The sequence below is a fragment of the Brevundimonas sp. genome, assembly GCF_032055285.1.
In the GTDB taxonomy this organism is placed as follows: domain Bacteria; phylum Pseudomonadota; class Alphaproteobacteria; order Caulobacterales; family Caulobacteraceae; genus Brevundimonas.
Map to the genome: position 1 here is coordinate 89,937 of NZ_DAMBRE010000001.1, position 13,756 is coordinate 103,692.

At 68.2% G+C, this 13,756-nt stretch carries 17 protein-coding genes; 3 read left to right on the forward strand and 14 right to left on the reverse strand.

Annotated elements, in window-relative coordinates; genetic code table 11:
* Window positions 1–120: 120 nt before the first annotated feature.
* Window positions 121–1,551, forward strand: a complete 1,431-nt coding sequence (locus tag RTY13_RS00445; protein ID WP_312780354.1) for a short-chain fatty acyl-CoA regulator family protein — start codon at window positions 121–123, stop codon at window positions 1,549–1,551.
* Window positions 1,552–1,555: 4 nt separating this feature from the next.
* Here RTY13_RS00445 and RTY13_RS00450 read toward each other — a convergent pair whose 3' ends face one another.
* The 3 genes from RTY13_RS00450 to RTY13_RS00460 all read right to left on the reverse strand — a co-directional run bounded on the left by RTY13_RS00450 (window position 1,556) and on the right by RTY13_RS00460 (window position 4,958).
* A complete protein-coding gene (locus RTY13_RS00450; RefSeq protein WP_312780356.1) occupies window positions 1,556–2,389 on the reverse strand; it encodes a universal stress protein in 834 nt (277 codons plus the stop codon).
* A 77-nt stretch (window positions 2,390–2,466) separates the two neighbouring features.
* Window positions 2,467–3,900, reverse strand: a complete 1,434-nt coding sequence (locus tag RTY13_RS00455; protein WP_312780358.1) for a hypothetical protein — start codon at window positions 3,898–3,900, stop codon at window positions 2,467–2,469.
* 68 nt (window positions 3,901–3,968) lie between these two features.
* A complete protein-coding gene (locus RTY13_RS00460; RefSeq protein WP_312780360.1) occupies window positions 3,969–4,958 on the reverse strand; it encodes a WYL domain-containing protein in 990 nt (329 codons plus the stop codon).
* Between the two features lie 93 nt (window positions 4,959–5,051).
* On the opposite strand from RTY13_RS00460, the gene RTY13_RS00465 reads away from it, so the two are divergent.
* Together RTY13_RS00465 and RTY13_RS00470 are read left to right on the forward strand one after the other, a co-directional pair.
* On the forward strand, window positions 5,052–5,294 hold the full coding sequence (locus RTY13_RS00465) for a hypothetical protein (protein ID WP_312780361.1): 243 nt from the start codon (window positions 5,052–5,054) through the stop codon (window positions 5,292–5,294).
* A 97-nt stretch (window positions 5,295–5,391) separates the two neighbouring features.
* The gene (locus RTY13_RS00470; protein WP_312780363.1) at window positions 5,392–5,970 is read left to right on the forward strand and encodes an HdeD family acid-resistance protein; all 579 of its coding nucleotides are present in this window, start codon (window positions 5,392–5,394) and stop codon (window positions 5,968–5,970) included.
* Here the strand turns inward: RTY13_RS00470 and RTY13_RS00475 are convergent.
* The 11 genes from RTY13_RS00475 to RTY13_RS00525 form a co-directional block, all read right to left on the reverse strand.
* Window positions 5,948–7,417, reverse strand: a complete 1,470-nt coding sequence (locus RTY13_RS00475; RefSeq protein ID WP_312780365.1) for an amidohydrolase family protein — start codon at window positions 7,415–7,417, stop codon at window positions 5,948–5,950. The genes RTY13_RS00470 and RTY13_RS00475 overlap by 23 nt on opposite strands.
* Window positions 7,418–7,458: 41 nt before the next feature.
* On the reverse strand, window positions 7,459–7,872 hold the full coding sequence (locus RTY13_RS00480) for a DUF1801 domain-containing protein (RefSeq protein WP_312780367.1): 414 nt from the start codon (window positions 7,870–7,872) through the stop codon (window positions 7,459–7,461).
* On the reverse strand, window positions 7,865–8,275 hold the full coding sequence (locus RTY13_RS00485; protein ID WP_312780369.1) for a cupin domain-containing protein: 411 nt from the start codon (window positions 8,273–8,275) through the stop codon (window positions 7,865–7,867). The genes RTY13_RS00480 and RTY13_RS00485 overlap by 8 nt, the downstream gene beginning before the upstream one ends.
* A 92-nt stretch (window positions 8,276–8,367) precedes the next feature.
* A complete protein-coding gene (locus tag RTY13_RS00490) occupies window positions 8,368–8,829 on the reverse strand; it encodes a hypothetical protein (protein ID WP_312780371.1) in 462 nt (153 codons plus the stop codon).
* Window positions 8,823–9,545 (reverse strand): hypothetical protein, encoded by a 723-nt coding sequence (locus RTY13_RS00495; protein ID WP_312780373.1) that lies wholly within the window; start codon window positions 9,543–9,545, stop codon window positions 8,823–8,825. The genes RTY13_RS00490 and RTY13_RS00495 overlap by 7 nt, the downstream gene beginning before the upstream one ends.
* Window positions 9,546–9,615: 70 nt before the next feature.
* The gene (locus RTY13_RS00500) at window positions 9,616–11,034 is read right to left on the reverse strand and encodes an NAD(P)(+) transhydrogenase (Re/Si-specific) subunit beta (protein ID WP_312780375.1); all 1,419 of its coding nucleotides are present in this window, start codon (window positions 11,032–11,034) and stop codon (window positions 9,616–9,618) included.
* A gap of 41 nt (window positions 11,035–11,075) precedes the next feature.
* On the reverse strand, window positions 11,076–11,453 hold the full coding sequence (locus RTY13_RS00505; protein WP_312780377.1) for a hypothetical protein: 378 nt from the start codon (window positions 11,451–11,453) through the stop codon (window positions 11,076–11,078).
* Between the two features lie 11 nt (window positions 11,454–11,464).
* Complete coding sequence (locus tag RTY13_RS00510; RefSeq protein ID WP_312780379.1) at window positions 11,465–11,749, reverse strand: hypothetical protein; 285 nt, start codon at window positions 11,747–11,749, stop codon at window positions 11,465–11,467.
* Window positions 11,746–12,072, reverse strand: a complete 327-nt coding sequence (locus RTY13_RS00515) for an NAD(P) transhydrogenase subunit alpha (RefSeq protein ID WP_105562904.1) — start codon at window positions 12,070–12,072, stop codon at window positions 11,746–11,748. Before RTY13_RS00515 ends, RTY13_RS00510 begins: the two co-directional genes overlap by 4 nt.
* On the reverse strand, window positions 12,072–13,205 hold the full coding sequence (locus RTY13_RS00520) for a Re/Si-specific NAD(P)(+) transhydrogenase subunit alpha (RefSeq protein ID WP_312780382.1): 1,134 nt from the start codon (window positions 13,203–13,205) through the stop codon (window positions 12,072–12,074). Before RTY13_RS00520 ends, RTY13_RS00515 begins: the two co-directional genes overlap by 1 nt.
* 231 nt (window positions 13,206–13,436) lie before the next feature.
* Complete coding sequence (locus tag RTY13_RS00525) at window positions 13,437–13,685, reverse strand: aa3-type cytochrome c oxidase subunit IV (protein ID WP_312780384.1); 249 nt, start codon at window positions 13,683–13,685, stop codon at window positions 13,437–13,439.
* Between the last annotated feature and the right edge of the window lie 71 nt (window positions 13,686–13,756).

The window sequence follows — 13,756 nt, forward strand, 5'->3', positions numbered from 1 at the left end:
CGCCGTCACCAGACCAGAACACGCCACCGTCATGATTGACACAGCACGAGCCACAGCATTCAAGTCAAACAGTCATATCATGACACTTGCCATTCAGTCATATCATGACATCATCGCGTCATGAACGCCGCCGCCGATCGCAAACTCTTCCTCGGCGGCCGCCTGAAACGGCTGCGGCGCGATCTCGCCCTGTCGCAGACGGCCATGGCCGGCGATCTGGGCGTTTCACCCTCCTACCTCAACCACATCGAGCGCAATCAGCGCCCCGTCTCGGCCCAGCTTCTGCTGCGTCTGGCCGAGACCTATGACGTGGACCTGCGCAACCTCGGCCAGTCCGGCGGCCCGGCCTCCGAGGCCGAACTGGCCGAGGCCTTCGCCGACCCCCTGTTTCAGGGTCTGGCCGTGCCGCGCCATGAGATCGTGCAACTGGCCGAGGACCAACCCGCCGCCGCCGACGCCATCCTGAGGCTCTACCGCGCCTTTTCCGACCGCCGCGTGCGCGACCGGGCCGAGGCCGAGGTCGCCGGCGCCGCCTCCCCCGCCGACAGCCCGTCGGAATGGGTGCGCGAATACATCCAGAGCCGCCACAATCACGTCCCCGAACTCGACGCCCTCGGCGAGGCTCTGCACGACGCCCTGAAGGCCGAGGCCCCATCGCCGGACGAGAGCTTCGAGGCCCTGGCCCGCGCACGGTTGTTCGCGCGGCACGGCCTGACGGTGCGCACCCTGCCCGCCGAGGTCATGGTCGAATGGACCCGCCGCTTCGACCCACACCGGGGCCGCCTGCTGCTGTCCGACACCCTCGGCCCGTCATCGCGCGCCTTCGCTGTCGCCAGCCAGCTGGCCCTGATGGAGCACGGGGCCGAGCTTCAGGCCCTGACCGAGGCGGCGAATACGCCCGACGCCCCGACCCGCAACCTGCTCAAGACCTCGCTGACCAACAGCCTGGCCGCCGCCATCCTGATGCCCTACGCCGCCTTCCAGCGCACGGCCGAGGAAACCGGCTATGACCTGGCCCGGCTGCAGGCCCGCTTCGGCGTCGGCTTCGAGCAGGCGGCGCACCGGCTGACCACCCTGTCACGCCCCACGGCCAGAGGCGTGCCCTTCTTTCTGATGCGGGTCGATCAGGCGGGCAACGTGTCCAAGCGCTACGCCTCCGGCGCCTTTCCCTTTTCGCGCTTCGGTGGGGCCTGCCCGCGCTGGCGGCTGCACTCGGCCTTCCGTACGCCGGGCCGCGTCGTCACCCAGATCATCGAGACGCCCGATGGCGGCCGCTGGTTCACCCTGGCTCGCACCGTGGACCGCCAGGGTCAGGACGCCTTCACCGAGGGGCAGGACCTGGCCATCGGCCTGGGCTGCGAGCTGAAGCACGCCCACCGCCTGACCTATGCGCGCGGCCTGGACCTGCAAAGGCCCGAGGTCACGCCCATCGGCCCCGCGTGCAGACTATGCGAACGCCACCCCTGCGCCGAACGCGCCGCGCCGCCGGTCGGGCGGGCGTTGACGGTCGACGACTGGTCCAAGTCGGTCAGCCCCTACCCCTTCGCCTGACGGCTCAGTGCGCCAGCAGCAGGGCCACCGGGCTTTCGGTGATCAGAGTCTGGGTCACGCCGCCAAAGATCCACTGACGCATCCGCGCATGCCCCCAAGCCCCGCTGACGATGGCGCCGGCCTTCATCTCGGCGGCGCAGTCCAGCAGGCGACGCCCCGCCGAACGGTCGTCGTGGGCGCGAGCCTCGGGCTCGGCGTTGACGCCGTGACGCCGCAGCCAGGCGGCCACGTCGGCGGTGCGCAGCCGGGCGCCGTCCATGTCCTCGGGATCGCACAACTCCAGCACGCGCACGCTCTCGGCCTCGCGCAGCAGGGGGATGGCGGCGACAGCGGCCAGACGGCTCTCACGGCTGTCGGTCCAGGCCAGCAGGACCGGCGCGCCTGCGACGGCGCGAGCCGGGTTCGGCGGCACGATCAGGACCGATCGCCCTGCCCGCATAGTCAGGTCCGCAGGATAGGGCGCGCGCCAGCCGCTGGCGTTGGCCGCATCGCGCCCGACGATCAACACGTCGGCGGCGCGGGCGTGCTTGACCAGAAGACCGGTAGGATCGCCCACATCGGCGCGCCATTCGCAGCCCACGCCCACGTGGACAGCGATGTCGCGGAACCTCTCCTCGGCCCCCTTCAGGGCGCTCTCGGCCCGCTCGTGCTGAGCCGTCAACACCTCGCCCACAAGGATGCCCGCTCCATAGGCGTCGGCCATCGGGGTTTCAGGCGCGCAGGCCGACACCCCGATCAGATGAGCGCCGTGCGCCTTGGCCAGAGCGGCGGCCTGCTCGATCCTCTGGGTGTTGTCGGGCTCGTCATCGACATAGACGATCAGGCTGGACCAGGTCATGGCGACCTCCTCTCGTTCCAGAACGATAGAACGCCTGAGCCGAAGTTCGGTCCTTGATCCTGATCAAATAACAACGATCAGAGCAGGACCACCTTGCCGTTCTCGACCCGGTGCGGAACACCTGTCTTCTGGAACACAGCCGCGATCTCGGCTGCCGGATCGTTCGCGCCCTGATCCAGCATCCGCTCGATGGTTCCCGCGAGCGACGGATCGCCCGAAACACGGGTCAGGGTGTCCAGCCATTCGGCGCGACTCAGGACCCCGTCGTCGCGGTTGGCGACCAGGACCGGGCGCAGAAAGTCGAACCAGTCTCCGCCGTCGCGCCGCTTCTGCGCCCCCTCCGCCGCCATGGCGAAGACAGCGCCGCACGCATAATAGGCGCGGTGCTCGCCCCGATCCCCGGCCTCGGCTACAGGCTTGCGCGCCAGATCGATGCAGTCGTCCACCTCGGTCTGAAGCTCGGCGCGATCGTCATAGGCCGGGTCCAGCGCCTTCAGCGCCCGCACCGCCATCAGGTCGGCCCCTCCCTCGGTGATCCAGGCGTCACGCGCGAACTGATAGCGCACGGCCTGCCCCAGCCAGAAGTGCGCGCTCTCGTGGCCGATGAACCAGCGCGAGCGTTCCAGCACCTCCCGACTGGGGTTCAACACGCCAACGCCCTCGAACTTCATGACGATAAGACCGGGCAGGACGCTGCCGCCCATGCTGGACAGGCGCTCGGTCGGACCGTTCCAGCTGACCATGACGGTCGAGGTCTCGCTGCCGACGCCCGGCGCGCCCAGCCGACGCAGGTAGTAGTCGCCGACATGGGGAGCGAAGCTGCGGATCTCCTCGCCGATCCACGGCGGCAGATTGGGATCGATGACCGTGGTCAGCCCCCTGCCCGGCGTCACCCGCGCCTGCCCCAGCAGGACATAGGAGCGCTCGCCGGTCGTGGTAAGGCTGGCCCGGCGCTCGCCGTTGAACAGCACCGGCCCCGCCGTGTCCCGCCAGCGAACGGTGGAGGCCCCGCCTTCCAGATCGACGCCGTTCAGGTCGGCCGGCATGGCCTCGGCGGCCTCGACCGACGGCAGGGCGAAGACGTCGAACTGGCGCGTCGGCAGGGCGACCGCGCCGTCGGAGAAGGTCAGCGTGCCGTATTCCGCCTCCAGATAGACGGCCTTGGGCTTGAGCGAGAAGCGCACGTGGCGCGGCACGGGACCGCCGTCCAGACTGCGGATCACGTCATAGTGGCCGCGCCGCTCCATGACGACGCCTGGCGTCTCGACCGTCCATTGGGTCGGACGCCAGGGCTGACGCACGTCGGTCATCAGGGCCGAATCCATGAAGGCCCAGACCTGCGCATCCCGGTTAAAGACATAGTCCGCCGTCCACCGGTCGCCGTCGCGCACGACCTCGACGCTCGGCGCGGCCCGCGCGTCCCAGGTCCCCGGCGGCAGGGGCGCGGCGGCGCAGGCCCCTAGAAGAGCGGCGGCCAGAAGGGTCGAGGCGGCGAGGGCTTTCAAACGCAAGACGACGGACTCCATACGGTTCAGCTCGAACATAGCCGCGAGCGGCGCGGCGTCAGCTTACGGATTGCTCAGGATTGCGCCCGCGACAGGGCGCGCCCGGCCGCCGCCAGCTCGCCCGCCATGACCGCCTTCAGCCGCTGCGGCCCCTCGATGGTGGCCTGCTCGCCCCAGGTGAACAGGTGCCAAGCCAGCTCGCGCATACCCGAAGCCCGGAACCGCACCAGGACCGATCCGTCCGCCTGATCCTCGATGACCTGGGTCGGGTGCCAACGCCAGCCGCGCGCCTCAGCCGCACCCTCAGGGGCGATGCGCAGCACCACCTCCTCGATCTCGTCCTGATAGATGCCGAAGGACTGGCTGGCGAAGGCGGCCAGGTCGAAGTCCGCGGGCGGGCGCGCCGTCCCCTCTCCCGCCTCGACCGAGCTCATGCGATCCAGGCGGAAGGTCTGGATACGCCCGCTCTCGCGATCCGCCGCCACCAGATAGTTGGCGCGCCCGAACATCAGGCCGCAGGGCGCCACGCTGCGGCTGCGCGCCTCGACCCCCGGACGGGCGTAGATGAAGCTCAGCGGCCGTTCGGCCAGCACCGCGCCTCTGATCTCGGCCAGCACCGTCTCATCTGCGGTGGGGCGCGGCCCGGCCTGGACGGCGATGGTCTCGGCGCGGACTAGAGCCTCAAGGTCCGGGGCCATGCGGTTCAGGGTGGTCGAGCGCATGGCCGCCTTGACCTTGCGCTCCAGCCCCTCCAGCGCCGCCGCCCGCGCCGGTTCGCCCGCCGCGCGCAGGGCCGCCGCCGCCTTGGTCAGCTCCAGCATCTCGGTCGCGGTCGGGGCCTGCTCGAAGGCGGACAGACCGCCGCGAATACGCCAGCGCTTGCTCGGCGGATCGCTGATCTCCTCGACCTGAGGGAACAGCATCAGGACGGCGTCGCGCATCCGCTCGGCGGTGCGCCGCCCGACCCGCAGTTGGCCCGCCATCTCGTTCAGCGTCAGCCCCTCGGCGCTGGCCGCCATGCCGCGCGCCAGATCGATGACCATCGCCGCCTTGTCGTGCCGCAAGAAACTTCTCCACAGAACTACGTCCGAAACTGACGCAATGCTGTCGCATCCTCTCAACATCAGCAAGAGGCAATCGCTTCAGGAGATCACGACATGGCCTTCGCCCGCACCCCCACCGTCCAGAAGCCCGCCCGCAAGACCTTCGCCGACCGCTATATGATCGTGCCGTGCGAGGCCGAGGGCGACCTGGCCGTCATCTGGGACCGTCAGGAAGAACAGGTGGTGGACGTCATCTCCGCCTCGGCCAGCAGCCGCTACTCCGATGAGGACGCTCTGTGGGACGAGTTTCATGCCGCTCCGACCACCGCCGCGCACGACTGGCGCATGGCGGCCTGAAACCTGGCCAGATCAGAGCGCCGCATCGGGAACCCGATTCCCCATCCAACGTTCGCCGAAGCATGGCCATTCCGGTCATGCCCGAGGGGAGCCGCCGATGACATCGTCCCATACCGCCGCACCTTCGCTGGAAGGCCTCGTCAAGTCCGCCCTGCGTCGCTCCTGGTGGTTGCTGCTGTTGCGCGGGATCATCGCCGTGGCCTTCGGCGTCGCCACCTTCGTCTGGCCGGGCATCAGCTTGGTCAGCCTGATCCTGGTCTATGGAATTTACGCCGTGGCGGACGGGATTCTGGCCCTGATCGCGGCGGTTCGCGGCGGCGGGATCGCCCCGCGCTGGTGGCTGGCGCTCGGCGGGATCGCCAGCCTGGTCGCCGGAGGACTGACCTTCGTCTGGCCGGGCCTGACGGCCCTGGTCCTGGTCTATCTGATCGGCTTCTGGTCGATCATGCGCGGCGTGCTGGAGATCGTCGGCGCAATCCGGCTGAGGAAGGAGATCCCCAACGAATGGAGCCTGGGCATGGCCGGCGCCCTGTCGGTCATCTTCGGCCTGGTCCTGGTCTTTGCGCCAGGCGCGGGGGCCATGGGCCTGCTGTGGCTGATCGCCGCCTGGGCCGTGCTGTTCGGCCTGCTGCTGATCTGGGTCGCCTTCAGGGTCAGGACGCTGGCGAAGGCCTGAAGGTCGCGTTGCGGGCGGCGACGCGGGCGCGGATGTCGCTGCGCATCCGCTCCAGTTCGCCTGCGTCGATCAGACGACCGCGCAGCACCACGTCGGCGATGCGACGCGTCGCCGACACGTCAGCCAGAGGGTCGGCCTCCAGCACCAGCAGGTCGGCCGACTTGCCCGCCGCCACGGCGCCGTAGCGCGCGCCCTGATTGAGGAAGCGGGGGCCATCGACGACCGAGCCCGCCAACGCCTCGCGCGGGGTCAGGCCCAGCTTCACATAGAGCTCCAGCTCGTCGTGCAGCGAGAAGCCCGGATAGTTGAACGAGTTGAGGAAGCCCGCGTCCGTCCCGGTCAGGATGGTCACGCCCGCGTCGCGCAGCATGGGCAGGGTGCGGGCGGTGACGTCCTTGACGAAGTGGCGATCCGCCACCTGCTGCGGCGTGGCCCTGGCCGCACGTTCGACGCGCCAAGCATAGGTGGCGCGGATTCCCGGGCCGACATAGGCCAGCCCGTCGTCGTGCGAGTGGTCGTCGAGATCGAGGTTGGCCAGGGTGGTCGAGCCATAGAGGGTCGGCGACACCGCCGTGCCCAGTTCGCGCAAGCGCGCATAGACCCGCCGCGCCGTCTCGACATCAAAGGTGTCGGCGTAGCGCCGCATGGTCTGGGCATAGGTATATTTGCCCGCAAGATAGTCGGCCGCGATTGCGGCTTCGTCCTTCGAGCCCGCCTTCATGGCGTAGTCGAGGTGCTCGATTGACGACAGGCCCGCCTCGGCCGCCTCCAGCACGGTGATGCTGGCCGGGATGTGGGCCGAGGTCTTCATGCCCCGCTTCTTCGCCTCGCGCACGGCGTAGAGGAAAAGCTCGGGCTTCAGGGTGTTGTCAGTGATCTTGACGAAGTCGACGCGCAGGGCCTGCAGCCGGTCCAGGGCCGCGTCCACGTCGGCCTCGCTGCCGGTCTCGATCACGCCTTTCCAGACCGGGGCGATGCCCTCGATCTTGGGACCGGAGGTGAAGATGCGCGGACTGTCAGGCGTCGGCGGGGCGTCGCGCCAGTCCAGCACCTGCTGCGCCAGATCGCCCGCCGCGTCGCGCACCGCGACCACGCCGTTGACGACATAGAGGGGCATCAGCTCGGCGTTTTCCTCGATCAGGGCCCCGCCCCCGCCGAAGTGGACGTGCATGTCCCACAGGCCCGGCATGACATAGCGGTCGCCCAGGTCCGTCGTCCGCGTCGCACGATAACGGCGGGCCTCGCCTTCCGGCAGGACGGCGACGATGTCCCCGCCGCGCACGGCCACCAGTTGATCAGGGGTCGTCGCCCCCTTCTCGACATCCACCACCGTGGCCGAGGTCAGCAGCAGGTCGACCGTCTCCACCGGTTTATCAACAGCCGTCAGCGGCGCGGTGGCGCAGGCGGACAACAGGGCGACGGCGGCGACGATCAGGAAGGTGCGCATGGGCATCCGCTATACGCCGCTCCGCACCAGGAACAAGCGATTCAGGGATAGCGTCGGTTCATCTCGTCCCGGCTGGCGACGCACAATTCGCGCAGCACGCCCATGTCCACCTGATCCAGGCGCTTGATGTAGAGGCAGGCCACACTGGTCGTGTGCGGTCCCAGCCGCGCCAGCAGCGCCTCGGTCTGCGGCGACGAAGCCAGATAGAGGGTCAGGGCCGTCTTGCGCGGCGAAAAGCCCATCCGAGGCCAGTCGGCGCTCTTGCCGTTGGCGGTGAGATTGGCGTAACGGCCGAAACCGACGATGGACGGGCCCCACAGGACCGGCGCCTCGCCCGTCACCTCCTGCATCAGGGCGCAAATGATGCGGCCTTCCTCGCGCCGTCGGGCCGGTTCGGCCGCGGAGAGGAAATCCTCGACCGAGGCGTCCGTGGGCTGGGTCTTGGGCTCAGACATGGGGGGTCTCCACGGCTTCGATCGCCAGTCCCGGCGCCGTCGAACAGGCGGCCAGGGTCCAGTCGCCCTGACTGCTCATCCGTCGCCATGCGCCGGCAGGGGCCGCCACCTGTCGCCGATCCGGTCCCAGCACCAACGACCTCACCCCGCGATCCGTTGCGATCTCGAAATCCAGCGGCGCCCCCATGTAAAAGGCCCAGATTTCGGTCGCCTCGACCGGACGCCAGTCGTCCGCGCCCTCCGCCGTCAACAACCGATACTCGGTCGCCGCCTCCGACCCGCAGGCCGCCAGCCCGGGATCGCGCGCCATGGGCCGGAAATGCCCGCCCTCGGGATGGGGGCTCAATGACAGGTTGGCGATGATCTCGTCCGCACTGAACACGATCTCCCCCTCCTCAGTCATGGCCGTCCCGCTGCTGATCTGGCGGACTTGATGGCGCTGTTCGCGGCGAGACTCAACGCCGCGTCGCCGCGTCCCAACCATAAAAGGAAGGCTTAGGCGCCCTGCCCAACGCCAAGCCCGGGGCCCTCGGCGGAGCGCCACTGACCATCCTCGAAGACGAAGTCGCCGCCGCCACGCCAAGGGACTCGGCTCAGCGGTCCGCCAGAGACGCCATATCCAACGACAGCGTAGCGCACGCCGGGCTTCAGCGGCAGAGCCTCCACTGTCGTCTCGAACCCGTCCGGCGCCTCGCCATAGACGATCTGGCGCAGGCCCTGGCACTCGCGACCACGCGCCTCGATCAACCACACAGGCCGCATCATGGCGTTGGACAGTTCATGCACGGCCAGACCGCCGAGGCAGGCCTTCTGGGGATGCGTCGGATCAGGGCCGAAGCTCGCCGTCGGCCGCTGCAGATCGCCGCTGATATTGACCGGGATCATGGCCGAACAGGCGGCCAGAGAGGCCGCCGCCAGGGCCGGCCCGGCGCGCCAGGCCGCACGGCGCCTCAGCACCCGGCGTAGGGGACGTAGCCGACCTCGATCTCGTCGATGCGGACATTCTTCAGCTCGCGCACCGCCATCTGGTCGAAGTCGGCGCTGCAGTTGAAGGTCGTGTCGATCACATAGTCCTCGCCCTTGGCCGCCTTGATGGCGTCGCGAATGCGGAAGGCGGCGTCGATGGTGGCGTCGCTGACCATCACGGCCGAGGCGCGGATGCCCGGCGAGACGCGCGGACCAGCGCTTTCCAGATAGATCCAGGGATTGGCTGCATTGCCGCACAGGGTCAGACAGTCGGCCTTGAAGTCGGCGTTGCCGCGCGCGGCGGCGAACTCGCCCATGGTCAGGTCGATCTTCTGCGGCAGGTCATAATCCTTCAGCGCCGCCAGGGCCTGGGTCGAACAGGCGGGCGTCATCGGCACGGCGTAGCCGACGACCTCGCCGCCCTCGGCGCTGACCCGGACCGTGCAGTCGCCGATCTCATAAGTCCGTTCCTTGTCCTGAACCGTGCGGGCGGGACCCAGCTTGGATTCCAGATAGGCGACCTGAACACCCAACATCTGATCAATCGTCGCTGCGCCGCCCGCCGCGGGAGCAGCCTCAGGCGCGGCCGCCGTCGCCTCGGCCGGAGCCGTGACCTTCTCCTCCGCCTTCTCCGCCTGACCACAGGCGGCCAGTCCGGCCATGGCGCCCAGCACGGCGACGGTTTTCAGTCCTTGGAACACAGTCATCATCTCTCCACGGCTCAGGTTGAGCGTCGCAAGCCAACGCACCGGCGCGCGAAGGGTTCTCACGCTCAGCCTAGAGCGCCTTCACAATCCCCTCGACCATCTTCTTGGCGTCGGCGAACAGCATCATGGTGTTGTCACGGAAGAAGAGCTCGTTCTCGACGCCAGCATAGCCCGCCGCCATGCCGCGCTTGATGAAGAGGACGGTTCCTGCCTTTTCCACGTCCAGCACCGGCATGCCGTAGATGGGCGATTGGGGGTCGGTCTTGGCGGCGGGGTTGGTGACGTCGTTGGCGCCGATGACAAAGGCCACGTCGGCCGAGCTGAACTCGGAGTTGATGTCCTCCAGTTCGAACACCTCGTCATAGGGGACGTTGGCCTCGGCCAGCAGGACGTTCATATGGCCCGGCATCCGGCCCGCGACGGGGTGGATGGCGTATTTCACCTCGACGCCCTCTTCCTTCAGGACATCGGCCATTTCACGCAGGGCGTGCTGGGCCTGGGCCACGGCCATGCCGTAGCCGGGGACGATGATGACCTTGGAGGCGTTCTTCATGATGAAGGCGGCGTCCTCGGCCGAACCCTGCTTGACGGGACGCGTCTCGACCACGCCACCGCCCGCCGCCGCCGCGTCTCCGCCGCCGAAGCCGCCCAGGATGACGCTGATGAAGCTGCGGTTCATGCCCTTGCACATGATGTAGCTGAGGATGGCGCCCGATGAGCCGACCAGGGCGCCGGTGATGATCAGGGCGATGTTCTCCAGCGTGAAGCCCAGCGCCGCCGCCGCCCAGCCGGAATAGGAGTTCAGCATGGACACCACGACGGGCATGTCTGCGCCGCCGATGGGGATGATCAGGGTCGCGCCAAGGATCAGGGCGATGGCGAAGACGCCCCAGAAGGCCCAGATCGCCGTGCCGCCGGTGCCGATCAGCACCCCGATCAGGAAGACCAGGGCCAGGGCCAGGCCGATGTTGATCAGGTGCCGCGCGGGCAGCAGGATCGGCGAGCCGCTCATCCTTCCATCAAGCTTCAGGAAGGCGATGACCGAGCCGGTGAAGGTGATGGCCCCGATGGCCACGCCGAGGCTCAGCTCGACGATGGACAGGGTCTTGATGCCGCCCGCCGCCGTCATGATGCCGAAGGCGTCGGGCGCATAGACGGCGCCGACCGCCACCAGACAGGCGGCCAGACCAACGAGCGAGTGGAAGGCCGCGACCAGTTGCGGCATGGCCGTCATCGGCACGCGCCGGGCGATCAGGGCCCCCGCCCCGCCGCCGACCACGACGCCGCCGCCGATCAGGGCCAGGGTCAGCAGGTCCAGCGCACCGGAGGTCCCCAGAGTCAGCAGGGTCACGCCGACGGCCAGGGCCATGCCGATCATGCCCAGGGTATTGCCCCGACGGCTGGTCTCCGGGCTGGACAGCCCCCGAAGGGAGAGGATGAACAGGACCCCCGCGGCCAGATAGGCCAGCGCGGCTATGGATGCGTTCATCAGATCCCCTCCCCCGAGGTCATGTTCAGTCAGGCGTTAAGTCAGAAGACGTTGACGACGGCGGGCGTCGCCGCGTCGCGGGTGCCGGCGGACGTGGCCACGCCATTCTTGACGACAGCGACGCCGACGCCGCCCTCGCCGCCCGTCTTGGTCACGGTGCAGCTGCCGTTGTCGCTGGGCAGACGCCCGGCCATGCGGCCCGTGCCGGTGTGGTTGATGCGGTTCATGTGGATGCCGCGAATGGTCACCGGGGCGAACTGGCATTGCAGCGCCCAGCTGGCGCCCTGCGGCGCGGCCACGGACCAGTGCAGGCCGCCGTAGGGGTTCTTGCCCACTTCTTCGGTGCGCTGGGCCGAGGCGGCGCCCGAGGCGGCGACGGCGGCGGTCAGGACGGCGGCAAAAATCAGGGTGGTTTTCATCACGATTACTCTTAGCGTTTGGTCAGGCCTTGGGTGCGGGACAGTCGCCACAGCGCGGCGGCGATGAACAGCGGCCCCAAGAATATCATGGCCCAGTCGAAGACGGTCATCTCACGGTCCTGAATGACGATGCGCGTCAGCACGGCCCCAAAGACCAGCACGACGCCGCAGTCCTGAAACCGCAGTCGGCCGATAGGGTCCTTCACCCGCACCCAGCTCCAGATCCATAGGGCCACGCCCAGACCGGTGACGGCCCAGGAAACATAAAAAGCGAACAGGACAGGCGAGAAGATCACGAGGCCTTGGGCCTTTCCTTCTTCTTGTACATGGCCAGCATCCGTCGCGTGACCATGAAGCCGCCGAAGATGTTGACGCTGGCCAGGGTGACGGCGACCACGCCCGCCCCCTTGGCGATCCAGGCGTTCGGTCCCGCAGCCTCAGGGCTGAGCGCCGCCGCGGCGATCAGGCCGCCGACGATGATGACGCTGGAGATGGCGTTGGTCACGGCCATCAGCGGCGTGTGCAGGGCGGGCGTCACGCTCCACACCACATAATAGCCGACGAAGATCGCCAGCACGAAAATGGCCAGCCGGAAGACGGTGGGATCGACGTGTTCCATCAGCCCTTCACTCCTTCATGCACGACGGCCCCGCCGTGCGTCACGACGGCGGCCTTGAGGATTTCGTCTTCCAGGTCCAGCGTCACGGTGCCGTCCTTAATGATCAACCCGAGGAAGGCGACCAGGTTGCGCGCATAAAGAGCGCTGGCGTCGGCCGCGATCCGGCCCGGCAGGTTGGTGTAGCCGACGATGGACACGCCGTTGGCCGTGGTCACGACCTCGCCCGCCTTGGCGCCCGCGACATTGCCGCCCGCCTCGACCGCCAGATCAATCAGAACCGAACCCGGCTTCATCGACGCCACCTGTTCGGCGCTGACCAGCACCGGCGCGGCGCGGCCGGGGATCAGGGCGGTGGTGATGACGATGTCCTGCTTCTTGATGTGTTCGCCGGTCAGGACGGCCTGCTTGGCCTGATATTCCGCCGACATGGGCTTGGCGTAGCCGCCAGCAGTTTGCGCGTTCTTGAACTCGTCGTCCTCGACGGCCAGGAATTTGGCGCCCAGGCTCTCGACCTGTTCCTTGGTGGCCGGACGCACGTCGGTGGCCGTGACCACCGCACCCAGACGCCGGGCCGTGGCGATGGCCTGCAGCCCCGCCACGCCCACGCCCATGACGAAGACCTTGGCGGCGGCGACCGTGCCCGCCGCCGTCATCATCATCGGGAAACCCTTGCCAAAGGCATAGGCCGCCTCGATCACCGCGCGATAGCCGGCCAGATTGGCCTGGGACGACAGCACGTCCATGACCTGGGCGCGGGTGATGCGCGGCACGAATTCCATGGCGAAGGCGGTGGCGTTCGCGCCCTTCAGCGCCTCGACCGCAGCCTTCTCGCGATAGGCGTCCAGCATGGCGATGACGATGGCGCCGGGCTTCAGCGCGGCGGTCTCCTGCGCGGTGGGGCCGCGCACCTTCAGCACGATGTCGGCCCCGTCCAGCACCGCGCGAGTGTCAGGCTTCACCGTCGCCCCGGCCTCGGCGTAGTCGGCGTCGGGAATGGACGAGCCCAGCCCCGTCCCGGCCTCGACCGAGACGGTCGCGCCCAGGGCGATCAGCTTCTTCACCGTCTCCGGCGTTACAGCGCAACGCGTCTCGCCTTCACGGCGTTCGCGGGTCACGGCGATGGCGACAGCCAAGCGAATCCCTCCCAAGTCCCCCAGAACCGGAACGTTAGGACGAAGCCAAAGCGGGCGTCAAAGCGCAAATCGCCCCCTCGCCTGACAATTTGTTGCAGCGCGAGAGAAAATTCGCCCCGTCAACGCAAGTTTCGACCTTTTCTTACGCTGCGCCAGACATGAAAAAGCCCATCGAACGCGGGGTCCGACGGGCTTTTCAGATGTCCGGGCGCCGCAAATGCGGCGTCGACCTCAATGGGCAGGCTTGGAGCGCAGGGCGAAGAAACCGACCACGAACAGGGCCGCGCCGCTGATGAAACCCGCCAGGAAGCCCGCGCCAACGGCGAACCAGACCGTCAGCAGCAGCAGGATGGCGGCGGTCAGCAGCGAACCCCACTTGGCCATGAACATGAACAGGTGCCAGGTCGAAACCTGTTCCGAGATTTCCATCGAGCCGTGCATATAGGCGTGTTCGGCGTTGTCTGCGTGCTGGTCGGCCATTCCGGTCTTCCGAAAAAGAGTCAAGATTTCGACGTTGCTTATAGCGGTCGGGACGCGGCGCTCAAGACCCC

What these genes read in the sequence shown, in the direction of transcription:
- RTY13_RS00445 (WP_312780354.1), top strand. Translation starts at nt 121, where the DNA reads ATGAACGCCGCCGCCGATCGCAAACTCTTCCTCGGCGGCCGCCTGAAA.
- RTY13_RS00450 (WP_312780356.1), bottom strand. Translation starts at nt 2,389, where the DNA reads ATGACCTGGTCCAGCCTGATCGTCTATGTCGATGACGAGCCCGACAAC.
- RTY13_RS00465 (WP_312780361.1), top strand. Translation starts at nt 5,052, where the DNA reads ATGGCCTTCGCCCGCACCCCCACCGTCCAGAAGCCCGCCCGCAAGACC.
- RTY13_RS00470 (WP_312780363.1), top strand. Translation starts at nt 5,392, where the DNA reads ATGACATCGTCCCATACCGCCGCACCTTCGCTGGAAGGCCTCGTCAAG.
- RTY13_RS00475 (WP_312780365.1), bottom strand. Translation starts at nt 7,417, where the DNA reads ATGCGCACCTTCCTGATCGTCGCCGCCGTCGCCCTGTTGTCCGCCTGC.
- RTY13_RS00480 (WP_312780367.1), bottom strand. Translation starts at nt 7,872, where the DNA reads ATGTCTGAGCCCAAGACCCAGCCCACGGACGCCTCGGTCGAGGATTTC.
- RTY13_RS00485 (WP_312780369.1), bottom strand. Translation starts at nt 8,275, where the DNA reads ATGACTGAGGAGGGGGAGATCGTGTTCAGTGCGGACGAGATCATCGCC.
- RTY13_RS00495 (WP_312780373.1), bottom strand. Translation starts at nt 9,545, where the DNA reads ATGACTGTGTTCCAAGGACTGAAAACCGTCGCCGTGCTGGGCGCCATG.
- RTY13_RS00500 (WP_312780375.1), bottom strand. Translation starts at nt 11,034, where the DNA reads ATGAACGCATCCATAGCCGCGCTGGCCTATCTGGCCGCGGGGGTCCTG.
- RTY13_RS00505 (WP_312780377.1), bottom strand. Translation starts at nt 11,453, where the DNA reads ATGAAAACCACCCTGATTTTTGCCGCCGTCCTGACCGCCGCCGTCGCC.
- RTY13_RS00515 (WP_105562904.1), bottom strand. Translation starts at nt 12,072, where the DNA reads ATGGAACACGTCGATCCCACCGTCTTCCGGCTGGCCATTTTCGTGCTG.
- RTY13_RS00525 (WP_312780384.1), bottom strand. Translation starts at nt 13,685, where the DNA reads ATGGCCGACCAGCACGCAGACAACGCCGAACACGCCTATATGCACGGC.